Origin of the sequence: Actinoallomurus sp. NPDC052274, from assembly GCF_040679475.1 — a bacterium.
In the GTDB taxonomy this organism is placed as follows: domain Bacteria; phylum Actinomycetota; class Actinomycetes; order Streptosporangiales; family Streptosporangiaceae; genus Actinoallomurus; species Actinoallomurus liliacearum.
Window position 1 is genome coordinate 125957 of the sequence record NZ_JBFAUT010000010.1, and the last position, 20702, is coordinate 146658.

22 protein-coding genes and 1 pseudogene are annotated in these 20702 nt (G+C 71.9%); 10 read left to right on the plus strand and 13 right to left on the minus strand.

All coding sequences use genetic code 11. The features are described from left to right. Window positions 1-20: 20 nt before the first annotated feature. On the plus strand, window positions 21-1808 hold the full coding sequence (gene pknB / locus AB0K82_RS11915) for a Stk1 family PASTA domain-containing Ser/Thr kinase (protein ID WP_364395618.1): 1788 nt from the start codon (window positions 21-23) through the stop codon (window positions 1806-1808). Between the two features lie 215 nt (window positions 1809-2023). Here the strand turns inward: pknB and AB0K82_RS11920 are convergent, their stop codons facing one another. The 3 genes from AB0K82_RS11920 to AB0K82_RS11930 are packed head-to-tail and all read right to left on the minus strand — an operon-like array spanning window position 2024 to window position 3616. Beyond that, complete coding sequence (locus AB0K82_RS11920; protein WP_364395620.1) at window positions 2024-2230, minus strand: hypothetical protein; 207 nt, start codon at window positions 2228-2230, stop codon at window positions 2024-2026. Beyond that, entirely contained in the window at window positions 2230-2883 is a 654-nt protein-coding gene (locus AB0K82_RS11925) for a class E sortase (RefSeq protein ID WP_364395622.1), read from the minus strand. Before AB0K82_RS11925 ends, AB0K82_RS11920 begins: the two co-directional genes overlap by 1 nt. Further along, window positions 2864-3616 carry a DUF881 domain-containing protein gene (locus AB0K82_RS11930; protein WP_364395624.1) on the minus strand — a complete coding sequence of 251 codons (753 nt, stop codon included), beginning with the start codon at window positions 3614-3616 and terminating at the stop codon, window positions 2864-2866. Before AB0K82_RS11930 ends, AB0K82_RS11925 begins: the two co-directional genes overlap by 20 nt. A gap of 146 nt (window positions 3617-3762) precedes the next feature. Between AB0K82_RS11930 and AB0K82_RS11935 the strand changes: the two genes are divergently transcribed. Then, a complete protein-coding gene (locus tag AB0K82_RS11935) occupies window positions 3763-4020 on the plus strand; it encodes a cell division protein CrgA (protein ID WP_345366451.1) in 258 nt (85 codons plus the stop codon). Between the two features lie 210 nt (window positions 4021-4230). Here the strand turns inward: AB0K82_RS11935 and AB0K82_RS11940 are convergent, their stop codons facing one another. Together AB0K82_RS11940 and AB0K82_RS11945 are read right to left on the minus strand one after the other, a co-directional pair. Continuing rightward, a complete protein-coding gene (locus AB0K82_RS11940) occupies window positions 4231-5112 on the minus strand; it encodes a rhomboid family intramembrane serine protease (RefSeq protein ID WP_364395625.1) in 882 nt (293 codons plus the stop codon). Window positions 5113-5162: 50 nt separating this feature from the next. Beyond that, window positions 5163-5681, minus strand: coding sequence for a peptidylprolyl isomerase (locus AB0K82_RS11945; protein WP_364395739.1), 519 nt, complete (start codon window positions 5679-5681; stop codon window positions 5163-5165). A 210-nt stretch (window positions 5682-5891) separates the two neighbouring features. Between AB0K82_RS11945 and AB0K82_RS11950 the strand changes: the two genes are divergently transcribed. Beyond that, window positions 5892-6485 carry a hypothetical protein gene (locus AB0K82_RS11950; protein WP_364395626.1) on the plus strand — a complete coding sequence of 198 codons (594 nt, stop codon included), beginning with the start codon at window positions 5892-5894 and terminating at the stop codon, window positions 6483-6485. 181 nt (window positions 6486-6666) lie between these two features. After that, a complete protein-coding gene (locus AB0K82_RS11955; protein WP_364395627.1) occupies window positions 6667-7395 on the plus strand; it encodes an acyltransferase in 729 nt (242 codons plus the stop codon). Between the two features lie 89 nt (window positions 7396-7484). Here AB0K82_RS11955 and AB0K82_RS11960 read toward each other — a convergent pair whose 3' ends face one another. Both AB0K82_RS11960 and AB0K82_RS11965 read right to left on the minus strand, forming a co-directional pair. After that, on the minus strand, window positions 7485-7733 hold the full coding sequence (locus AB0K82_RS11960; protein ID WP_364395629.1) for a hypothetical protein: 249 nt from the start codon (window positions 7731-7733) through the stop codon (window positions 7485-7487). A 25-nt stretch (window positions 7734-7758) separates the two neighbouring features. Continuing rightward, a complete protein-coding gene (locus tag AB0K82_RS11965; RefSeq protein WP_364395631.1) occupies window positions 7759-11004 on the minus strand; it encodes a BTAD domain-containing putative transcriptional regulator in 3246 nt (1081 codons plus the stop codon). Window positions 11005-11232: 228 nt separating this feature from the next. On the opposite strand from AB0K82_RS11965, the pseudogene AB0K82_RS11970 reads away from it, so the two are divergent. From AB0K82_RS11970 to AB0K82_RS11980, 3 genes and pseudogenes are all read left to right on the plus strand, one after another. Beyond that, a pseudogene (locus AB0K82_RS11970) lies at window positions 11233-11364 on the plus strand (group 1 truncated hemoglobin); the annotation flags it as partial. A 175-nt stretch (window positions 11365-11539) separates the two neighbouring features. Then, on the plus strand, window positions 11540-12292 hold the full coding sequence (locus AB0K82_RS11975; RefSeq protein ID WP_364395633.1) for a sulfite exporter TauE/SafE family protein: 753 nt from the start codon (window positions 11540-11542) through the stop codon (window positions 12290-12292). A gap of 145 nt (window positions 12293-12437) precedes the next feature. Then, the gene (locus AB0K82_RS11980) at window positions 12438-13352 is read left to right on the plus strand and encodes a sulfotransferase (RefSeq protein ID WP_364395635.1); all 915 of its coding nucleotides are present in this window, start codon (window positions 12438-12440) and stop codon (window positions 13350-13352) included. Here AB0K82_RS11980 and AB0K82_RS11985 read toward each other — a convergent pair. Then, on the minus strand, window positions 13339-14229 hold the full coding sequence (locus AB0K82_RS11985; RefSeq protein WP_364395637.1) for a hypothetical protein: 891 nt from the start codon (window positions 14227-14229) through the stop codon (window positions 13339-13341). The genes AB0K82_RS11980 and AB0K82_RS11985 overlap by 14 nt on opposite strands. 394 nt (window positions 14230-14623) lie before the next feature. Continuing rightward, window positions 14624-15499 (minus strand): aldo/keto reductase, encoded by an 876-nt coding sequence (locus AB0K82_RS11990; protein ID WP_364395639.1) that lies wholly within the window; start codon window positions 15497-15499, stop codon window positions 14624-14626. A gap of 93 nt (window positions 15500-15592) precedes the next feature. On the opposite strand from AB0K82_RS11990, the gene AB0K82_RS11995 reads away from it, so the two are divergent. Beyond that, window positions 15593-16261, plus strand: coding sequence for a DNA-binding response regulator (locus AB0K82_RS11995; RefSeq protein WP_364395641.1), 669 nt, complete (start codon window positions 15593-15595; stop codon window positions 16259-16261). 40 nt (window positions 16262-16301) lie between these two features. On the opposite strand, the gene AB0K82_RS12000 is transcribed toward AB0K82_RS11995, so the two are convergent. Then, on the minus strand, window positions 16302-17252 hold the full coding sequence (locus tag AB0K82_RS12000; RefSeq protein ID WP_364395643.1) for a TIGR03564 family F420-dependent LLM class oxidoreductase: 951 nt from the start codon (window positions 17250-17252) through the stop codon (window positions 16302-16304). Between the two features lie 95 nt (window positions 17253-17347). On the opposite strand from AB0K82_RS12000, the gene AB0K82_RS12005 reads away from it, so the two are divergent. Next, a complete protein-coding gene (locus AB0K82_RS12005; protein WP_364395645.1) occupies window positions 17348-17665 on the plus strand; it encodes a helix-turn-helix transcriptional regulator in 318 nt (105 codons plus the stop codon). Window positions 17666-17674: 9 nt separating this feature from the next. Here AB0K82_RS12005 and AB0K82_RS12010 read toward each other — a convergent pair whose 3' ends face one another. Together AB0K82_RS12010 and AB0K82_RS12015 are read right to left on the minus strand one after the other, a co-directional pair. Next, window positions 17675-18487, minus strand: a complete 813-nt coding sequence (locus AB0K82_RS12010) for an inositol monophosphatase family protein (RefSeq protein ID WP_364395647.1) — start codon at window positions 18485-18487, stop codon at window positions 17675-17677. Continuing rightward, on the minus strand, window positions 18484-19404 hold the full coding sequence (locus AB0K82_RS12015; RefSeq protein ID WP_364395649.1) for a DUF5919 domain-containing protein: 921 nt from the start codon (window positions 19402-19404) through the stop codon (window positions 18484-18486). The genes AB0K82_RS12010 and AB0K82_RS12015 overlap by 4 nt, the downstream gene beginning before the upstream one ends. 222 nt (window positions 19405-19626) lie before the next feature. Here AB0K82_RS12015 and AB0K82_RS12020 point away from each other — a divergent pair, with 222 nt between their 5' ends. Further along, window positions 19627-19866 (plus strand): hypothetical protein, encoded by a 240-nt coding sequence (locus AB0K82_RS12020; RefSeq protein ID WP_364395651.1) that lies wholly within the window; start codon window positions 19627-19629, stop codon window positions 19864-19866. Here AB0K82_RS12020 and AB0K82_RS12025 read toward each other — a convergent pair. After that, on the minus strand, window positions 19860-20654 hold the full coding sequence (locus tag AB0K82_RS12025; RefSeq protein WP_364395653.1) for a helix-turn-helix domain-containing protein: 795 nt from the start codon (window positions 20652-20654) through the stop codon (window positions 19860-19862). The genes AB0K82_RS12020 and AB0K82_RS12025 overlap by 7 nt on opposite strands. Window positions 20655-20702: the final 48 nt, after the last annotated feature.

Sequence of the window (20702 nt, forward strand, 5' to 3'; positions counted from 1 at the left end):
GACGAGGGAAAGTGCGAGACATGACTCAGCCTCGGCTACTCGGTGGTCGCTACGAGCTCGATGGTGTCATCGGGCGTGGTGGCATGGCCGAGGTCTACCGAGCCCGGGATCTCCGTCTTGATCGTGTTGTCGCGATCAAGACGCTTCGGGCGGACCTGGCCCGGGATCCGACGTTTCAGGCGCGGTTCCGCCGGGAGGCCCAGTCCGCGGCATCGCTGAACCACCCATCGGTCATCGCCGTGTACGACACCGGCGAGGACGTCATGGACGGCAACCCGGTGCCGTACATCGTCATGGAGTACGTCGAGGGGCGCACGCTCCGCGACGTGCTGCGGGACGAGCAGCGGCTGCGGCCCGAGCGGGCGATGGAGATGACCGACGGGATCCTGCGCGCGCTGGACTACAGCCACCGCGGCGGGATCGTGCACCGGGACATCAAGCCGGCCAACGTGATGCTGACCGCCGGCGGCGAGGTCAAGGTCATGGACTTCGGCATCGCCCGTGCGATGGCCGACTCGGCCGCCACGATGACCGCGACCGCGCAGGTCATCGGCACCGCGCAGTACCTCTCGCCGGAGCAGGCCCGGGGCGAGCGGGTCGACGCCCGCAGCGACCTGTACTCCACTGGCTGTGTGCTGTTCGAGCTGCTCACCGGCCGTCCGCCGTTCCAGGGCGACTCGCCGGTGGCCATCGCGTACCAGCACGTCCGGGAGGAGCCGCCGGCGCCGTCGCAGATCGATCCGTCGATCCCGCACTGGGCCGACGCGATCGTCCTGAAGGCGCTGACCAAGGACCCCAACTACCGGTACCAGAGCGCGGCCGAGATGCGCGGTGACATCCAGCGCGCGCTGCAGGGCATGCCGGTCTCCGCACCGACCATGGCGATGAACGGCGGCACCCAGGTCATGCAGGGCGGGCCGCCGACCCAGGGGACCCGGCCCGCGACGATGGGCTACGACCTGCCGCCGGTCAACTACGCGGAGCCGGACGAACCGGAGGGGCGCGGCAAGAAGATCGCGCTCGGGGTGGTCGTCGCGCTGCTCGCCGTGGGCGCGGTGACGGCGCTGTACTTCATGTTCAGCGGTAACGGCGGGAGTGCGAAGGACAGCAACACCGTCGCGATCCCGACCGGCATCGTCGGCGACGACCAGGACACCGCCAAACAGCAGTTGACGGCCCTCGGCTTCACGAAGATCAAGACGACGAAGAAGCCGAGCGACAGCGTCGACAGCGGCAAGGTCATCAGCGTCACCCCGACCGAGAACACCAAGATCGAGAAGACCCAGGTGTCCACCACCGAGGTGACCCTGGTCGTGTCGACCGGCAAGCAGAAGGTCACGGTCCCCTCGGTCCGGGGCAAGAGCGAGGACTCCGCCAAGAACGCCCTGGAGAACGCCGGTCTCAAGGTCGGCAGCACGGACAAGGAGAACAGCTCGTCCGTGCCGAAGGGCTACGTGATCAGCTCCGATCCGAGCTCCGGCACGAAGGTCGCCAAGGACACCGAGGTCAACCTGACCATCTCCGACGGTCCCAGCAAGACCACGGTGCCCTCCGAGGTCGGCAAGCAGCTCTCCGACGCGAAGGCCGACCTGCGCAGCAACGGGTTCCAGGTTCGCGTGACCTACGTCGACCCGGAGAACGGCGAGGCGCCGGGCACGGTCGTCGACCAGAGCCCCGGTGACGGCGAGACGGCGAACCGCGGCAGCACGGTGACCCTGATGGTCGCCAAGCAGCAGACCCAGCAGCCGGGCGGTCCTCAGAGTCCGGACCCGAGCGCGTCGCAGTCCCACGGATGGCCGGGCTTCTAGCGAACCGATCCGGCGAACACCGACCGCGGCCTCCCGCCCGTCCCCGGGCGCGGGGGCCGCGTCGTTTCGGTACGCGTCACTAACACCGGCACCGGCGACGAGGCCGGGCCTGGACGTGAGGGAGGGCTTCCGCCGCTCGGGGGCAACGGCGGAAGCCCTCACTCGTTGATCCGTCTTGACCCCCTATGGCGTTACACGGTCCGCCGAGAATCTTTTTACCGATGTTTTGCGGCCGGGGTCGGGGGTGCCGTAGCCGACGTGCCGCCGTCGTCCACCGTTCCGTGATCGAACTGGATCTGCGGCTCGAACCAGGGGAACACGACGTACCAGAGCAGGACGCCGACCACGAGCAGACCGACGACGGCGGTGTAGACGCGCGTCACCGTGTCGCCGGGAAGGTGCCGCCACAGCCAGGTGTACATCAGGAGGACGCTCCGTTCACCCGGGGGATCGAGCCGACCATCCGCCCGAAGACGATGAGCCGCTCGGCGGCGGAGTACTTCGGGTGGCAGGTGGTGAGGGTGATCAGCCGCTGGGTCGGATCCTTGGTGGGGTGTTCCGGCACCGGTGCGACGACGCTGACGTCGCTGGGCGACACGACCTTCTTGCCGGTGACCTGGTAGGTGTACTGCCGGGTCCGGGTGTCGATGAGGATCTTGTCGCCGGGGCGCAGTTGGTCGAGGCGGTTGAACGGCGCCTGGTACGTCGTACGGTGCCCGGAGACGACGAAGTTGCCGATCTGGCCCGGCATCGCGGTACCGGGGTAGTGACCGGGCCCCTTGCGCAGGTCGGCGATGGAGACGCCCTCGATGATCACGTAGTGGAAGCCCTTGCCCAGCCGGGGGATCCGGATCAGGGCGAGGCCGTGGCCGAGGCTGACGCGCTCGGCGGTCACGGCGCCCGGCGCCTTGCGCGGCGGCGGCGCGGCCCAGGCGCGGGTGAGCTCGCCGTCGAGCTTGTGCTGCGCGGCCTGCGTGTACGCGCCCGTGCCCCACAGTTCGTACGCGACGAACAGCAGCAGGACGGCTCCCGCGGTGATGAACAGCTCGCCGAGGCTACGGATGAGTGTTCGCACCGTCGGGCTCCAGCGCGGTGGCGTACTTGGGCTGCACGTTGCCCGTGTAGGCGGGCAACCTGGTCTTCTTGAGGGTTGTCACGGTGTACCCGAGTCCGTATTCGGCGACGTACTGCCGGTAGACCTGAATGGCCGGTGAGGCGTCCAGGGCGGCTCGCAGCCGGCCCGGATCTCCGATCGCGGTGATCCGGAACGGCGGCGAGTAGACGACGCCCTGGAGGATGAGCGTATTGCCGACGCAACGCACGGCGCTGGTGGAGATCAGACGTTGGTCCATGATTTGCACGCCCGTTGCACCGCCGGTCCACAGCGCGTTGACGACGGCCTGGACGTCCTGCTGGTGGACGACGAGGTCGTCCGGGCCGGGGTCGCCGGCGATCCGCCGGCCGGTGGGCGCGTCGTCGAGGGTGACGCGCAGGCCGCGTCCGGTGAGGGGGGTGAACCCCGTACGGGCCGCGAGGCGGTCGGCGTTCTCCTGCGCGGCCTTGACCCGGGCGTCGCGCTGCGCGACCGCCCGTACGAGGCCCTCCACCTGCCGCCGCAGGTGGCGGTAGCTCGCCTGGGAGCCCTGGTATTGCCGCTGCTCCTGGGCGATGAGCTCGGTGACCTTCGTACGGCCGCCGCCCCGCAGGTCCGTTCCGTGCGCGGTGCTTCCGCTGGCCGCGAACAGGGTGCCGGCGAAGATCGTCAGGGCGGGGATCGCGTAACGCCACGGCCGGCCGCCTCCGGTCATCCCGCCATTACCGGGTTTTCGCCGCATCGCGACACCCCACCGCCCCCAATAAGGTCGTACGCTGCTCACCAGCGACTACGCTAACTGACAAATTGACCCATGCGCGGACCCGGCGTGCGGCCGCGTTCCGCCCGAGGAGAGACCCCGTGCCCAAGTCGAAGGTACGCAAGAAGGCCGTCTACACTCCGCCGCAGCGCTCGCAGAAGGTCTCGGTCAGCCCGAGGTGGCTGGTGCCGACGATGGTGGGCTGCTGGCTGCTCGGCCTGGCCTGGATCGCCGTCTACTACATCACGGCCAGCGTCAGCGCGACGGTGCCGCTGATCACGTCGCTGAGCAACTGGAACCTGCTGATCGGGTTCGGCGTGATCGTGGTCGGCGTGGTGCTGTCGACGCGCTGGCGTTGACTTCCCCACACGGTTATCCACAGCCTGTGGACTGCCCTGTGTGTTATCCACAGGAGTAGTCCCCAGCCTTCTCTCGTGCCGTGCGCCGCGGGCGGGCACGTCCGTGGCCGCCTGCGCGTGCGCTGACGTCGGCGGAGTGAGTTCCCTCGCGCGTCACGTACGCGTGGGGACGTCGATGCGGTGTGCTCTTCCCGCCGTGTCGCGCGCGGGTCAGGACGCGAGCGCGGTGGCCACGGCGGTGAGGATCACGAGAACCCCGGCGACGACCGCCGACGCGGCGACCTGGACGGCCTTCTGCCGCCGGCGCGGGGCGTAGGCGAACGCGACCGCGAGCACCGCGCCCGTGACCAGTCCGCCGACGTGCCCTTCCCAGGAGATCCCGGAGAAGGTGAACGTGAACAGCAGGTTGATCACGATGAGGAAGACGATGCCGCGCGTGTCGACACCGAGCCGGCGACCGACGACGAAGAACGCCGCGAACAGCCCGAAGATCGCCCCGGACGCGCCGACGGCGGGCTGCAGCGGGGCCACCAGGTAGAGCAGGACGTTCCCGCCGATCGCCGACAGGACGTACAGCACGGTGAACCGCACCCGGCCCAGCACGTGCTCCAACTGCGGGCCGAGCACCCACAGCGCCCACATGTTGAACAGGATGTGGGTGATGCCGAGCCCGCCGGCGTTCATCGGCACGTGCAGGAACGCCCCGGTGATCAGGCGGTACCACTCGCCGTCGGCGACGCCGATCCCGGGGAACCGGCCGCGCGCGGGCATTCCGCCCACCATCTCGAAGCGGTCGACGAACGCCGGCGAGGCCAGCTCCCCGAGGTAGGCGAGGACGTTGAGGGCGATGAGCGTCAGCGTGATCGCCGGGCGGCCCCGCACCCGGCCGCCGAACACCGTACGCGGCTCGCGCACCGTGCGGTTGCCTTCGTGGACGCACTCGGGGCACTGGTGCCCGACCGAGGCCGCGCGCATGCAGTCCGGGCAGATCGGCCGGTCGCACCGCGTGCAGCGGACGTACGTCTCCCGGCCCGGATGCCGGTAGCACATCGGTGCCTCGGGGGCCGGGGCCTGCGCCGGATCGGTGCTCATCGTCGCCTTCTCGTCTGTGGCCGGATACCCGTCTAGGTCCGGATACCCGTCTAACGACGCTCGATCGTCACCGATTCCAGGACGACGTCCTCGATCGGACGGTCGTTACGCCCGGTCTTGGTCTTGGCGATCGCGTCGACGACCTCGCTGCCCTGCACGACCTCACCGAAGATCGTGTGGCGGCCGTTCAGGTGCGGCGTGGGGACGACCGTCACGAAGAACTGCGAGCCGTTGGTGCCGGGCCCGGCGTTGGCCATCGCCAGGAGGTACGGCCGGTCGAACCGCAGCGTCTTGTCGATCTCGTCCTCGAACTCGTAGCCCGGGCCGCCGATGCCCTGGCCGAGCGGGTCGCCGCCCTGGATCATGAACTCGTCGATGACCCGGTGGAAGATCGTGCCGTTGTAGAGCGGGGTCCGCGACCGCTGACCGGTCGCGGGGTGCGTCCACTCGATCGTTCCCTCGGCGAGGCCGACGAAGTTCTGGACCGTCTTGGGCGCCTGCTCGGGGAACAGGCGGATGACGATGGGACCCATGGTGGTGCTCAGGGTCGCGATGAGCTCTCCGGCCATGAAGACCGCCTCCTCGTTTCGGAGTACGCCCTCGGTGGGCGTGTTCGGATACGTCACTGAGGTAGCCCACGCTACTGGCCTCCACCGGTCCTCCGAACGACCCTCCACCAGCGGCGCCGACGGCCGAACGGCGTCCTCACCGATCCGGTGATTGACATCGCTTACTGGGGGAAGAGGTTGGTCGAGACCGCACATAACGGAGGGGTATACATGTCCCTACGATCGACGACTCGCAAGAAGCCGCAGGTCAAGCTCAGCGGCTCACAGCTGACCCGGGCGCAGAAGCGCGCGATGCGCAGCGCGCGGCAGCTGCGCCTCTCCGAGCTCAGCCGGGCGCAGAAGCGTGCCATGCGATCGGCACAGCAAACCGCTCAGCGGACCGCACAGTCGGCCCAGACCGCGGCACAGACCGCCCAGAACGCCGCGCAGCGGACCGCTGACCGGCTCGGCCCACCGGCCGGTCAGGCTCGCGACATGGCAGCGACGGGCCTGTACAACGCCCGGACCTGGGGCGCGCCGCGCCTCGACCGCGCCGGCGCGTACATCGAGAAGGAGCTCGCCCCCCGGGTCGGCTCGATGATGCGCCAGATGGCCACCCGACTCGAGCCGCCGAAGCCGCGGCGGGCCCGCCGGGGCATGGCCGCCACGCTGTTGCTGGCCGGTGGCGCGCTCGGTGCCGCCGGAGCGGTCGCGACGCGTCGCAACGCCGCGCGGAGGCAGGCCGAGGAGCCCACGTCCACGCCGTCCGAGCACCTCTCCTCGGTGTCGGACAGCGACAGCGACGACCGGGCTCGCACGTCCTGACGGATGTCCATCGGCGGTGAGCCCGGCCTGATGGCCGGGCTCACCGCCGTTTTCCCGCCGAAAAGGCATTCTTCGCGGTCCGGCCGGCCTTTCCCGCTGAACGGATGCAGCGCCGAAATCCGCCCGCTGGATGCCATATCGGGGGATCAAATCGGACATCACATGCCGTACCGTTTCCGGCATGTCGCTAAGGTCGTCGATCGGTTCCGCGACCCGCAGGGTGGTGGCGGTGGCTCTGCACCGGGGCTGGGAGTGGGTCCGCCGGCATGGCGAGATCACCCCCGGCACCCCGGCGGGACGGAGGTTCGGCCATCTGGGCAAGGGCGTCTGCATCGGCTTCCCCACCGGTGCGCTGTTCGGTGAACCCTGGATCCACATCGGTGACGACACGCTCGTCGGCGTGCACGTCACGATCTCGGCCGGCTTCGCCCCCGGCCTGGACCTGGGCCCGGACCCCATCGTGAGGATCGGCAAGGCCTGTTCGATCGGCCGGGGCAGCCACATCGTCGGCCACCAGTCGATCGAGATCGGCGACGACGTCTTCACCGGCCCGTACGTCTACATCACCGACCAGAACCACGGCTACGCCGACCCCGACGTGCCGGTCGGCCGGCAGTGGCCGGTCAACGACTCGGTCGTCATCGGCGACGGCTGCTGGCTCGGCGCGGGCGCGATCATCCTGCCCGGCACCCGCCTGGGGCGGAACGTCGTCGTCGCCGGTGGCGCCGTGGTGCGCGGGGAGTTCCCCGACCACAGCGTCATCGCCGGGGTGCCCGCCAAGGTGGTACGGCGCTACGACCCGGAGACCGGCTGGCGCCCGCCGTTCCCGGAGACCCCGCTGGACGAGGCCACACTCGCGGCGCTGGCCGAACTGCCGCCGATCCGGGGATCCGGCGAGCTGGCGAGCTGACCGGCGTCCGAGCCGCCCCGCCGCCGACGCCGGTACCGTCGGCGACCGGCGGCGGTGACGGCGTCACCGGCCGGCGGGTCGGGTGTCCGTCACGCGCCGACGTACGGCGGAGCGACGCCCCAGCCCCAGTGCGGCACGGGCGCCTGCTGGATCGGGTGCGCGTCCGGCTGGGAGTTGGCGAGCGCGATCCGGGTGCCCCATTCGATGTAGCCGAGGAAGGCGGCCCGGAACTCCGGGTCGTGCGGCAGTCCCACCTCGTCGGCCGCGTCGAGAAGGAGCTCGACCCACCGGCGGCGCTGCCGCTCGGTGATGGCCCTGCCCAGGTGCTTGGACAGCATGTGGTGGTAACCGCGGTGTGACTAATCATGTAATTTGATCAAGCGATAGCACTTCCGGACGACTGAGACGTCGACCCCGGGCGTAGGCCGCGTCGAAGGCGTCGGCGCCCAGCGCGGCGAGCGCGGCGGCCCGGACCCGGTCGGTCTCCAGGCTCCACGGCGGGACGAAGCCCTGCAGGGCGTGCGCGCCGCCCAGGATCTCGGCCGCCCGGACGTGCTCGCCGCGCGCCGCCGCCAGCGCCGCCGGCCCCTCGGCGAACGCCCCCACCGCCTGGTCGATCGGCAGCCGCCCGAGATCCGCGAGGATGGCGATGCCCTTGGCGTGCCAGTCGGCCGAGGAGCGCAGGTCGCCCTCCTGTTCGGCGAGACAACCGAGCTTGCCGTACACCGTCGCCACGGTGACCGCCAGATCGACCCGCGCCTTCCGCGGCTCGACGGTCTCGAGCGCGCGCTCCAGCAGCATCCGGGCCTCGCGTAGATCACCGGACCGGCGCGCCACCTCACTGAGCCAGACGTGGCCGTAGGCGATGAGGCCGTACTCGCCGATGCGCTCACCGGCCCGTATCGCTCGCCGCAGCTCCGTACGGGCCCGTTCGGCGTCTCCCGCCTGACCGTACGCCCGGCCGAGGTGGATGAGCAGCATGCCGCCCTGCTCGGGGGTCACGCCCTCCGTCGCGTATCCGTAGGCCTCGCCGACCGCCCGGATGGCCTCCTCGGGAGCGCCGCGGACCAGGGACGACTCCGCGAGGATGCCCAGGCAGGCGACCATGCCCCAGCGTTCCCCGAGGTCGTGGAAGGTCGCGTACGCCTGCTCCGCCTCGGCGCGGCACCGCTCGATCTCCCCCCGGTTCATCGCCAGATACGCGTGGAAGACGCGCACCGCGGCCCGCGTCCACGGATCCGGATGGTCGGCGATGCCGTCCAGCTCACGCCGGCAGGCCTCGAGGTCGCCGCCGAAGACGGCGGCGATGGGACGGCCCAGCGCCAGCACCGGGTGGGTCGGACGCTCGGGCAGCCGGGCCACCGCGCGCGCCATCGCGCCGCTCAGCGTTTCCAGCGACGGCCCTTCGCCGCCCGACATCTCCTTCATCAGCGCGGCGGTGAAGGCGCAGATCGCGTAGGCGTCCTCGACCCCACCCGGCGCGTCGGGCGCGTCGGGCGCGACCGTGTCCACGACCTCGGTGGCCCAGTCACCGGCCTCCGCCTCCATGTCCCGCAGGACCCAGAACCAGGTGAGGGCCCCGACGAGACGGACCGCCGTCGCCCCGTCCCGGGTGTCGATCGAATGGCGCAGTGCCGCGTTGAGGTTGTCGCGTTCCGCGCTCAGGCGCGCGGCCCAGTACAGCTGGTCGCGGCGGCGCAGCTCCGGTTCGGCGCGTTCGGCCAGGGCGAGGAAGTACGCGGCGTGCGCGTCCTTGCACCCCTTCTCCTCACCGGCCTTGGCGAGGCGTTCGGCGGCGTAGGCCCGAACGGTCTCCAGCAGCCGGTAGCGGACCTCGCTGTCGCCCTCCGCCACCACGAGCGACTTGTCGACGAGGGCGGCGACCACGTCGATGACGTCCTCCCCGAGGACCCGCTCGGCCGCCTCCGGCGTCGCGCCCCCGGTGAACACCGACAGCCGGCGCAGCACGCGGCGCTCGGCGTCGTCCAGCAGTTCCCAGCTCCAGTCGACGATCGCGCGGAGCGTCCGGTGCTGGGGCAGCGCGGTCCGGCTGCCGACGGTCAGCAACCGGAAGCGGTCGCCGAGCCGGTCCGCGACCTGCGAAGGGGTCAGCGCCCGGAGCCTCGCTGCGGCCAGCTCGATGGCGAGCGGGATGCCGTCGAGCGCGCGGCAGATCCGGACGACGGGACCGACGGTCTCGCCGTCGACCGTGAAGCCGGGCCGCACGGCCGCGGCGCGGTCGGCGAAGAGCCGGACCGCGTCATGCGCCATCGCCGTCTCGACGTCCGTGTCCTCGGGCGGCAGCGGCAGGGACGGGACCGGGCACAGCGCCTCGCCGGTGATGCCGAGCGGCTCCCGGCTGGTGACGAGGATCCGCGCGCCCGGCGCTGCGGCCAGCACCCGGTCCGCCAGCCGCGCGACCGCGTCGACCAGGTGCTCGCAGTTGTCCAGGACGAGCAGGATCCGCCGGTCCGCGAGCGCGTCGACGAGCCGGTCCAGCGGCCACACGATCTCCTTGGCCTCGATCAGCCGGACCGTCTCCACTAGCCCCATGGCGACGACGACGGCCTGCGGCACCTCGGCCACGTCCCGTACGGGCGCTAGCGGGACGAACCACACGCCGTCCGGCGTGTCGGCGACCGCCCGGGCCGCGGCCTCGATCGCCAACCGGGTCTTGCCCGCGCCTCCCGGCCCGGTCAGCGTGACGAGCCGCGAGCGGGTGAGCAGGCCGGCGACGCGGCCCAGCTCGTGGTCCCGGCCGATGAAGCTGGTGAGCAGGGCCGGCAGGTTGTGCGGCCCCTTCGCCGGGCCCGCCGCCGTGCCCCGCGCCCGACGTACGTCCGGTGGCCCCCCGGCCGGCGGGGCGCCCCCGGCTGCCGCCGCCTCCGGCTCGCCGCGGAGGACGGCCAGATGGACGGCGGCGAGCTGCGGCGACGGGTCGACCCCGAGCGCGTCGGCCAGTTCCCGCCGCGTCTGCTCGTAGACGGCCAGCGCGTCCGCCCGGCGACCCGCCGCGCACAGTGCCCGCATGAGCTGCCCGCGCAGCCGCTCCCGCAGAGGGTGGCGCGCGGTCAGTTCCTGCAGTTCGGGGAGCAGGCGCGCACCGTCGCCGAGGGCGAGTTCGGCGTCGACGCGGTTCTCGACGGCGGACAGCCGCAGGGCCTCGAGCCGCGCGACCGGGCCGACGGCGAAGGCGCTGTCCGCGACGTCCGCGAGCGCCGGACCGCGCCACAGGCCGAGCGCCTCCCGGAGCAGGTCCGCTCGACGCGCCGGGTCGTCCTCGGCGTCGGCCTTCCTCAGGAGTTCCTCGAACGCGACGGCGTCGATGTCGGCGGGGGCGACGGCCAACCGGTAACCGCCGGGCGCCGACGCGACGAGGTCCCGTCCGCCGACGCCCCGCAGCCGGGACACCAGGGCCTGCAGCGCGTTGACCGCCCGATCGGGCGCCGCGTCCTCCCAGATGTCCTCGATCAGCCGCTGGGCCGAGACCGTACGCCCCGCCTCGATCGCCAGCCGGATGAGCAGCGCGCGCAGCCGGGCGCCGCCGATCTCGACGGGTCGGCCGTTGCCGTCCCGTACGTCCAACGGCCCGAGGATGGCGATGCGCACGAAGCCATTGTCTCCATCGAGAGACGCCCGCATCGGCGGGAGACGCCGGCATCGGTATCGCCGGCCGCCGACCGACGGCGTCGCGCGACGGCACCGACCGATCTCACCGCCGTGCCGCCCGCCGGTGCGCCGAGCGTCACCCCATGGTTACCGCCTGCGGCGCCGGTCGTAATGGGCGGATTCGACGCCGGCCTTGTTCCCCGACGGACGAGCCAGGAAGGCGGCACGATGAGCACCGCGGAGCAGAGCATCTACGAACGGATCGGCGGCGAGGACGCGCTGGTCGCCGTGGTCGACGACTTCTACGTACGGGTGCTGGCGGATCCGAGGTTGAGCGGCTTTTTCGCGGGGGTCCCGATGCCCCGGCTCAAGGGCCGTCGTCGCCACGCTCGCTCCGGACATCGTCTCCGAGAAGGTCGGGAGCTGACCCGAGCGCTCGGCGCGGGTACCCGGCTCCGGCGATCGGCCGACGTGGTCGACGCCGTGGCGGGACGCCCGGCTCATCCGGTGATCCCCGGTGTGCTACTGGTATGGGATGTTCACGGCCCACCTGCCCATCCTCTTCGGGGTCGGTGTGCTGGCCGGGGTGGTCAGCACCGTGGTGAGCCTCGCGTCGATCGTTTCCTACCCGGCCCTGCTGGCGCTCGGGCTGCCCGCTCTCAGCGCGAACGTGACCAACACGGTCGCGCTCGTCTTCACGGCGGTGGGCGCGACGGCCGGATCCCAGCGAGAGCTCACCGGGCAGCGCGCCCTGGTCCTGCGGCTGGGCCTGCTGACGGCGCTCGGCGGAGCCACCGGCGCGGTGCTCCTCATGGTGACGCCGTCGGGCACGTTCGAGCTGATCGCGCCGTGGCTCATCGCGGGCGCGTCCCTCATCCTGCTGTTGCAGCCGAAGGCCGGGCGGCTCGCGGAACGCTCCACTGGTGCGCACGGCCGGCTGCTCCGCCTGGCGCTGTTCACGGTCGCCGTCTACACCGGGTACTTCGGCGCCGCCGGCGGCATCCTCACGCTGGCCGTGCTGTCCGCGATGATCGACCTGCCGCTGGTCCGGGTCAACGCGGTGAAGAACGTCATCGCGGGCCTGGCCAACGGCGTCGCCGCGGTCGGGTTCGCGCTGTTCGGTCCCGTACGGTGGGACGCCGTCCTGCCGCTGGCGGCGGGCTTCCTCGTGGGCGGCTGGGTCGGCCCCGCGCTCGTCCGCCGGCTCCCGGGTGAGGCGCTGCGCGTCATCGTCGCCGTCTGCGGCGTGGCCGTCGCCGTCAAGCTCGGCATCGACAGTTACGGCTGACGCCTCGGCCGGCGGGTATCGGCGGCGATCGTTCGTCCCGTCATCCATCCCGAACCAGAAGAATCCGGAAGACGGATATTTCCCTCCTTTTTAGGTAGGTATGGAATGATTGCTGCATCGCTGGACACCCGGCCGGGGAGGATGAATGGCCCTTCCGGACTTTCTGCTGATCGGTGCCCCGAAGGCGGGCACCACGGCCCTGCACACCGCGCTCGCCCGCCACCCCGAGCTGTTCATGTCTCCGGTCAAGGAGCCGAAGTTCTTCCTCACCGACGGGCCGCCGCCCACCCGCGGCGGTCCCGGCGACGCCCAGACCTACCGGGAGCACATCTGGCGGCGAGCGGACTATGAGGCGCTGTTCGCGGCCGCCCCGGAGGGGACGCGGCGCGGGGAGAGCACGCCGTTCTACCTCCACGATCGGGACGCCCAACTCCGCATCCGCGCGCTGATCCCCGACGCGAGGCTGGTCGCCGTCCTCCGCGACCCGGTGGAACGGGCGCACTCCAACTGGACGCACCTGTGGTCGGCGGGCCTCGAGCCGATCGGGAACGTCGTCGACGCGTGCGCGGCCGAACCCGAACGGATCGCGGCGGGCTGGGCGGCGTTCTGGCGGTACGTCGACCTGAGCCGCTATGGCGAGCAGCTCCAGCACCTCTACAAGCTGTTCCCGCGCGACCAGGTGCTGGTGATGAGGTACCGGCGGATCCACGAGGAGCCCGCCGCGGCCCTCGACCGGATCTGCGCGTTCCTCGGCGTGCGCACCGGCGTGATCGACTCGATCCCCCGCGAGAACGTCACCAACCACATCACCGACTCCCCGGCCACCCGTGCCCTGCGGCAGGCGCTGCGCGCGGGCGCCCGGATCGGCCGGGACCTGCCCCTGCCGGTACGCCGGCTGGCCCGCGGTCCGCTGCTGGCGGCGCTGCACCGCGAGCGGCGCCCCCGGCAGCCGCTGACCTGGGAGGACCGGCAACGGCTGATCCCCTACTTCACCGAGGACATCCGGCTGCTGGAAGAGATCACCGGCGAGGACTACGGCGACTGGCTCAAGCCGCGATGAACTCCGTGCGCAGCTCATGGGCGCCGTCCGCGCGGGTCGCCTCGTAGTAGAGCCGCCATCGGCCGTGTCCGAGGGGAAGAGCCGTCAGGTAGCGCAGGCCGCCGCCGGCGTACGGCGAGACGGCGGCCGGGCCGGTGTCCTGCTGTTCGAACATGCCGAACCCGTCGCCGGTGGCGATGCCGGTGCGCTCCTCGTAGTTCTCCGCGGCGCTGGCCCGGCCGTCGTAGCAGGCGACGGTCCGGCCGCCGTCCGTCACCACGGACGAGATCCGTACGCCGCGCGCGTCCCACCGCCCGGGGCGTCCCGTCAGCACCGTGCCGTGCCACGTCCAGTCCAGGCCGTCGGCGCTGGTCGCGTAGTCGGTCACCATCCGGTCGGTCTCGTCCGGGTCGGCGAGCGGGTGGCAGGACGCCCACAGGTGCCACTTGTCGCCCTGACGGAGGATCACCGGGTCCTTCACTCCGATCGCGTCGCTGCCGGGGAGCACCACCTCGGCCGTCGACGGGTCGAAGGAGCGCGGGTCGGCCGCCTCGATCACCTCGACGCGCCAGTGCTTGGTCCCCGGTGTGGCGCAGCTGAGGTACAGCCGCCAGGTGCCCTCAGGGGTCACGACCAGCGCGGGGCGCTCGAGCGACTCCGCCGACATCCGGTCGCTGTCGATGACGGCCAGTGTCTCCGGCCGCTCACCGCCGACCGCGTGGGCGACCACGACGGCGTAGCCCCGGCCCTCCCCGATCGGACGGCGCAGGCGGTACGCCAGATAGATCTCGCCGTCCGCCACGCAGGCGCTGGGCGCGCCCGCCCAGTGCCCGGGAGTGTCCCCGGGCGGCGGAACGACGACGCGGGACCGCTCGTACGACGGCAGCGGAAACGGCATTGACCCTCCTCTGGCGGCGCCGGGCACGGGGGCCGCGCCGGCACGGCGATGATCCGCACGGCGCCCCTCGGCGGCGCGCGGGGACCCGCCCGACGGCCGGCCCATCGTGTCCATACCAGAGTATCCAAGTAGGGAAACCATGTTTGACGGAGTGCTCGGCGCCTGGGCAGGTCGGCGTCACGCCCAGGCGCCCCCGCGCGCCGTGCCGGCGTACCGAATGCTCGGTGATCGCGACCCGAGAAGGCGCAAAGCCCGACATATCAGCGCCTTGGGCGGCCCTTCTCCGAGCATCCGGTACTCACCTGAACGATCACCCCAGGAACACGAACGGACAGACTCACGAATCGCGCCGCCTGGGCCGCCCCGTTCGACGATGTCGCCGTCGATGCGCCGGTCAGGTGGTCAGGTCGGTGAGGTCGTCCTCGGTGAGGTGGACGCCGGCGGCGGCGACGTTGTCCTCCAGGTGGTCCAGGGAGCCGGTGCCCGGGATGGCGAGCATGACCGGAGAGGACGCCAGCAGCCAGGCCAGGGCGACCTGCTCGGGCGTGGCCTGGTGGCGCGCTCCGACCTTCGCCAAACGGTCTCGGTCGAGCGGCCGGTTCCCGCCGCCGAGCGGGAAGAACGGCACGAACGCGATGCCGAGTTGCGCGCACTGGGCGAGCAGCCCGGAGTCGTCGCCGTACTGGACGTGGAAGTGGTTCTGCACCGCGGCGACCGGGGCGATCGCGCGCGCCTCGGCGAGTTGCCCCGCGTCGACGTTGCTGACGCCGAGGTGGCGGATCAGCCCCTCCTCGCGCAGCCCCGCCAGGACCGCGAATCGCTCGGCGATCGACTCGCCTCCGGGAAGCGCCAAGCCGCCGACCCGCAGGTACACCAGATCCAGGCGATCGAGCCCGAGACGCCGGAGGTCCTCCTCGACCAGCCCGCGCAGTCGGTCGGGCGTCGCCTGCCCGGTCGGGATGCCGTCCGGCCCCCGCAGCGGCCCGACCTTCGTGGCGATCACCAGGTCCAAAGCGTACGGGGACAGCGCCTCGCGGATCAGTTCGTGGGCGTGAACGTCGTCGCGTCCGTAGAAGCCGGCCGTGTCGATGTGGTTCACCCCGAGTTCCACGGCACGGCGCAGCACCGCGATCCCGTTCTCCGGGGAACGCGTGGGCCCGTCGAAGGTGCCGACGGGGAGCCGCATCGCGCCGAAGCCGAGCCGGTTGACGCGCAGGTCGCCACCGAGGAGGAAGTCGCCGCCGTCGGCGGCCGTCACGTTCGTCGTCATGCCTCCGACTCTGGCCCGGAGCCGCCGTGGGAGCGAGCGGCTGGCAGCAAGCTGCCATTGCTCCCGTGCCGCCGACTGGACAGACTTGGTGGGGTGAGCGGCGATCACCAGGTCATCACCATCCGCGGCGAGCAGGAGCTCGCCGCGCGTGCCGGGCACCTGTTCGCGGGAACGACTTCGGAGTTCGTCTGCGCGGCCACGGACCTGAACACCTGGTCGCGTCCCGACACACGGGAGGCCATCGCCGACCGGATGCGGCACCGGGCGGACGGCCCGGTGGTCCGCAAGCTCTACACCCCCGCCGCGCTGACGGATGAGGAGCAGCGGAACCACCTGTTGACGCTCGCGTCGATGGGCGCACGGGTCCGCATCTGCGGCACCGGGCTGCTGCAGCACGAGACGATCATCATCGACCGGCGGGTCATGATCCTCGCGGGCGCCCCGGTGGCCGGCGACCGCGAGTTCACCGTCACCACGTCGCCGACCCTGATCAACGGGGTGTACGCGCTGTTCGAGGCCACGTGGGAGGGTGCCACGGAGCTGGCCGCGTACCTCCGCCGCGACCCGCCGCAGGTCGACGCTGAGGGCCGGAGGGTGCTCCGGGCGCTCGGGGAGGGACTCACCGACGAGGCCGCCGCCCGGCGGCTGGGGCTCTCCCTGCGGACCTACCGGCGGCGGGTCGCCGAGCTGATGCGGCTGCTGGAGTCGGAGTCGCGGTTCCAGGCCGGCGTGCACGCCGGGGAGCTCGGCCTGATCCCCTGACGGCCGGCGACGTCGGCCTGCCGGCCTCCTGACACGAGTGTCAGCGGCGCTCGCGGGTGAGCCGGCCGAGCAGTTCCCAGGTGCGGAGCCGGTCCTCCGGGGTGCCGAGACCGGTGTTCGTGATCAGGACGTCGGTGGCGCCTGCGGCGAAGTACGCCGCGACGTGCCCGGCGAGCGTGTCCTCGTCGCCGATCGCGGCCAACTCGACGGGATGGTCGACGCCCTCGCGGTCGAGCACGGTGCGGTACGAAGGGATCGTCCCGTAGAAGGCCAGCGAGCGCTCCGCGGCGGCCCGCGTGGTCGCCGGGTCGGCGGTCACCACCCCGGGGAAGGCGGCGATGACGCGAGGAGCCGGCCGTCCCGCGGCCTCGGCCGCCTCGGTGATGGTCGGCACGATGTGGCCGGCGATCGTCTTGGGACCGGCGAGGTAGGGCAGGGCGCCGTCGGCGAGTTCGCCGGTCGCGCGGAGCGCCTGCGACCCCATCGCGGCCACCACCACGGGCACCGGGGGCTCGGCGCCGGGGACGCGCGCCGGCCGCCCCTCGCCGGTGCGGGCGGTGAGCGTCGGGCCTGCCACGTCGGCCGTGCCCTCGGCGAACAACGACCTCAGGGCGGTGAGGTGGTCGCGCAGATGGCGGATCGGCCGGTCGTACGGCACTCCGAAGACGTTCGCGACGCGCTGCGGGGCGGACAGCCCGAGACCGAGGGTGAAGCGGCCGCCGGTCGCGGCCTGCGCGGTCTGAGCCTGCCCGGCCAGCACGATCGGGTGACGCGGGTAGATCGGCACGACCGCCGTGCCCACCCGGATGCCGGGCACCTCACGGCCGACGATCCCGGCGACGGCGATGGCGTCGTGGTCGAGGCGCTGGGAGAACCAGATCTCGTCCAGGCCGGCGGCGGCCGCCTGTCTCGCGTCGTCGACCATCCTGTCCACGGCGTTCGCGGCGGTCGTGACCTCGTCGCCCGCTGGAAGTGTGATCCCGATGCTCATCCAGCCCTCCGATTGTTCGATTAACCCGAACTATGGAACATAGATATCATGCACGGGTTCGATCGGTGAGCCGCGGAGGCCAGGAGGTGGCGATGATGGCGCGTACGCCCCCGGAACCCGCCGTCGGCGCCCTGGATCTCGCCACGGTCCTCCACGCGCTCGGCGACCCTGTGCGCCTGGAGCTCATCCGCCGGCTCGCCACCGGCGACGAGGTCGGATGCGGTGCGCCGGACCTGTGCGTGCCGAAGTCCACGCTGTCCAACCACTGGCGCACGCTCCGCGACGCGGGTCTGACGTCGACACGGGTCGAGGGACGGAACCGCTGGATGACGTTGCGGCGCGCGGACCTCGAGGCGCGGTTCCCCGGCCTGCTCGACGCGGTCCTCACCGTCGCGGGGCCGTCGGACCGCTGACCGCGCCGGTCAGGCGAGGGCCAGGCCGTCCACGGTGCGCCCGACCAGCGCGCCGATCTGCTCGGCGACGCCCGGGGCCGCCGCGATGGTGGCCGCCGAGTCGGCCGTGTGCTCGCTGCCGTCCTGGTCGACCACCACGGCGCCGGCCTCGCGGGCGATGGCGACGCCGGCCGCGGTGTCCCATGGCTTGTTGGACATGCTCAGGCTGATGTCCAGCCTGCCTTCGGCGACCCAGGCCAGGTCGATGGCCGAGGAGCCCAGCATTCGCACGCGCTGGACCTCGGCGGCCAGCGCGGCGGTCAGCGCGAGACGCAGCCGGTTCTTCTCCTCCGCGTCCGCCCCGACGGCGTAGTCGCCGACGGCGACGATGGCGTCCCGCAGCCGGCCGGTCGAGCTCGCCCTGATGCGCCGCTCGCCGAGGTGGGCGCCGGCGTGCTCGGCGGCCGAGTAGCGGGCGTCGAGGAACGGCAGGTCGATCACTCCGAGGACCGCGCGCCCGCTCCGGAGGAGCCCCAGGGAGACGCCGCACAAGGGGACGCCGTGGACGAAGTTGACCGTGCCGTCGATCGGGTCGAGCGCCCACAGCAGATCCCCGCCGCCGTCGCCGGTGACCCCTTCCTCCTCGCCGAGGATCGGCACGCCGGGCGTGCGGTCGCGCAGGTGCGCCCGTACGGCGCGCTCGACGGCGTAGTCCAGGTCGGTGGCCATGTCCCGGTCGCCCTTGGCGGTGAGCAGGCCGGGGGCCCGGGAGCGGATCAGATCGGCGGCGATCGTGGCGGCGTCCAGAGCGACGGGGAGCAGCGCTCCGACGGACGTCGTCATACCGGGCGGCTCCGTTCCGACAATTCGCGGTATATCTGCTCAAAAGTGTTATACAGCCCCGCCGTATCGGGGTCACGGTGGAGCAGGAAGGTCGGCGAGTCGACACCGCGGGCCTGCGGCAGGTACGGCTGCATCACACAGGTCGTACCGTCGATCAGGACGATGCCGAACCGGATCGTCTCGTCATAGACGGCGAGCGAGAGCCGGTCCCGCGCCTCGGCCGGCAGCCGGTCGCGAACGCGGGACAGCACCTCGATGTTGAGCCTCGTCAGCGTGGTCAGGAAGTGGTCGGTGTAGCCCTCCTCCCGCTCGCGCGCCTTGATGGCGTCGCCCTCCGGGTCGAGGAACAGGCACTCCAGCCGGGCGCCGTTCTCCAGCAGGAGCCGCAGTCGCTGATCGGGATACTGCTGGCACAGGAGGTTGAGCGAGAGCCCGGCCGCCCTGATCTCCTTGGCGTCGTCGAACATCGCCTGCGGCGGCATGGCGTACGTGAACTCCGCCCGGGTGGTGAAGACGGCGGCCACATCGGCCAGCGGCAGGCCGGGCCCGCTCCGCGCGTCGACCTCCACCAGGCGGTGGGCGGGCGCGGCCTCCCGCCGCGTCACCGGGGGCGTCCGGGCCGCCGTCTCCGGAGGTCTCGGCTCGGCGGACAGGAGGTCGTCCGGGCACGGCGCGAACAGCTGGTCGGCCGTCCAGCCGGGGAACATCCTCTGCAGGACCCGGCAGTGGTCGGTGTGCGGCAGGCGTTTGAGACCGCCCGAGATCCAGCGGTGCAGTTGGGCGCGGCTCGGAGCGGTGCCGATGAGTTCGCGATCGACTTTCTTCGCCGCGTTCTCATAAGCGGCACGAAACATGCCATACCGCACTAATTGCCGCTGCTGGACGAGGACATTGAGCAGGATCGGTCGCCGCACCATGATTCCGCCCCTCCGCCACGGTCAGTGCACGTCCAGGCTATCCATCCCTTATCCGCATGACGATACAAAATGGAGACAGAGGCAAGACATTGTCGTCGAAAAAGCGCCTTTGATGGCATCGAGACGAAACAGCGAGACGAAGGATGCTATCGCCAGAGGGTGAGGGACCTGTTCCGGGGGCGTTGGAGGGCAGCGGCGGTGTGCGCCGATCACAGCGAGAAAATGCGGCTTCTGGTGGCGTTGTGCCGTGAACTGGCCAGGCTCGGGCTGCCGTCGGTGATGAGTGACGCCCGACCGGCGCTGTCGGTCAGCGGCGGTCCGGCCGATCCCAAAGTGTGGATCTCCGTGAGCCCCTGCGGCGAATTCTACGAATGGTGCCCGGACCCCGGAGATCGTTTTCCGGCGACCAGCCCGGAATGCGCCGCCGAACGCATCGCGGGACGCCTCCGGACGCGTCACTGATGTTCGCGCGCGCGGCGGCGGTGTGCCTTCTGCCGGCAGGCCGCCCCGCAGAACCGCGGAGGCCGTCCGGTGCGCGCGGCCGCGATGGGTCCGCCGCACTCCGCGCACCGGGGCGCCGTCGCGCCGGGCCGTGCCCCCCCGGCGGGTGCCTTCGGCCGTGTTTCGTTACGCGCCGCGGCCGGGAGTTCCGTTACGTCCGGAAGCCCGGCAGGCCGCTCGGAGGCCATGGGCCGGAGCCCGTCGCAGACGATCGCGGTGGGCCGCCCCGTCGGCCCCGCCTGCTCCATTCGCACGCAGCCGTGCACGAGGCGCTGGACGTCGTCCACGGTCACGTCGGCGCGTACGGCGCCGGTCCGCTGGGCCCGCTCGAGCAGCACCGCGAGCGCGGCGCGGAACCGCTCTCCGAGCTCGGGCCCGACCGCCATCGCCCGCCCCGACTCCGCCGTGAGCGCGTCGCAGAGCGCCTTGTTGACCGCCACCTGGCGGACGACCATGGCGAACGCCGCGAAGAACGCCGCTCCGGGATCGTCATCGGAGGCCAGGGCGCAGGTGTCGTCGACGAGCCGGGCGATCCGGTCGATCACCACCGCTTCGAACAACGCCTCCTTGCTCGCGAAGTGCCGGTAGACCGTGCCGGGGCCGACTCCGGCCCGCCGGGCTATCTCACTCAGGGGCACCGCGAGCCCGTCGGCCGCGAAGACCTCCTCGGCGACCGACAGCACACGAGCGCGGTTGCGCCGGGCGTCCGCCCGCCGCTCGCCGGCCGCACGTTCGGCGTCTCCGGGCATGCCTCACCTCTTCCGACCGATGCGGTCCGCGTCGTTGACAAACGGAGC

Coding starts and splice junctions, on each gene's coding strand:
- AB0K82_RS12020 (WP_364395651.1), top strand. CDS start 19,627: ATGCGGCTTCTGGTGGCGTTGTGCCGTGAACTGGCCAGGCTCGGGCTG.
- AB0K82_RS11955 (WP_364395627.1), top strand. CDS start 6,667: ATGTCGCTAAGGTCGTCGATCGGTTCCGCGACCCGCAGGGTGGTGGCG.
- AB0K82_RS12010 (WP_364395647.1), bottom strand. CDS start 18,487: ATGACGACGTCCGTCGGAGCGCTGCTCCCCGTCGCTCTGGACGCCGCC.
- AB0K82_RS11980 (WP_364395635.1), top strand. CDS start 12,438: ATGGCCCTTCCGGACTTTCTGCTGATCGGTGCCCCGAAGGCGGGCACC.
- AB0K82_RS11945 (WP_364395739.1), bottom strand. CDS start 5,681: ATGGCCGGAGAGCTCATCGCGACCCTGAGCACCACCATGGGTCCCATC.
- AB0K82_RS12005 (WP_364395645.1), top strand. CDS start 17,348: ATGGCGCGTACGCCCCCGGAACCCGCCGTCGGCGCCCTGGATCTCGCC.
- AB0K82_RS11975 (WP_364395633.1), top strand. CDS start 11,540: ATGTTCACGGCCCACCTGCCCATCCTCTTCGGGGTCGGTGTGCTGGCC.
- AB0K82_RS11950 (WP_364395626.1), top strand. CDS start 5,892: ATGTCCCTACGATCGACGACTCGCAAGAAGCCGCAGGTCAAGCTCAGC.
- AB0K82_RS12000 (WP_364395643.1), bottom strand. CDS start 17,252: ATGAGCATCGGGATCACACTTCCAGCGGGCGACGAGGTCACGACCGCC.
- AB0K82_RS11990 (WP_364395639.1), bottom strand. CDS start 15,499: ATGACGACGAACGTGACGGCCGCCGACGGCGGCGACTTCCTCCTCGGT.
- AB0K82_RS11930 (WP_364395624.1), bottom strand. CDS start 3,616: ATGACCGGAGGCGGCCGGCCGTGGCGTTACGCGATCCCCGCCCTGACG.
- AB0K82_RS11960 (WP_364395629.1), bottom strand. CDS start 7,733: ATGCTGTCCAAGCACCTGGGCAGGGCCATCACCGAGCGGCAGCGCCGC.
- AB0K82_RS11940 (WP_364395625.1), bottom strand. CDS start 5,112: ATGAGCACCGATCCGGCGCAGGCCCCGGCCCCCGAGGCACCGATGTGC.
- pknB (WP_364395618.1), top strand. CDS start 21: ATGACTCAGCCTCGGCTACTCGGTGGTCGCTACGAGCTCGATGGTGTC.
- AB0K82_RS12025 (WP_364395653.1), bottom strand. CDS start 20,654: ATGCCCGGAGACGCCGAACGTGCGGCCGGCGAGCGGCGGGCGGACGCC.
- AB0K82_RS12015 (WP_364395649.1), bottom strand. CDS start 19,404: ATGGTGCGGCGACCGATCCTGCTCAATGTCCTCGTCCAGCAGCGGCAA.
- AB0K82_RS11985 (WP_364395637.1), bottom strand. CDS start 14,229: ATGCCGTTTCCGCTGCCGTCGTACGAGCGGTCCCGCGTCGTCGTTCCG.
- AB0K82_RS11920 (WP_364395620.1), bottom strand. CDS start 2,230: ATGTACACCTGGCTGTGGCGGCACCTTCCCGGCGACACGGTGACGCGC.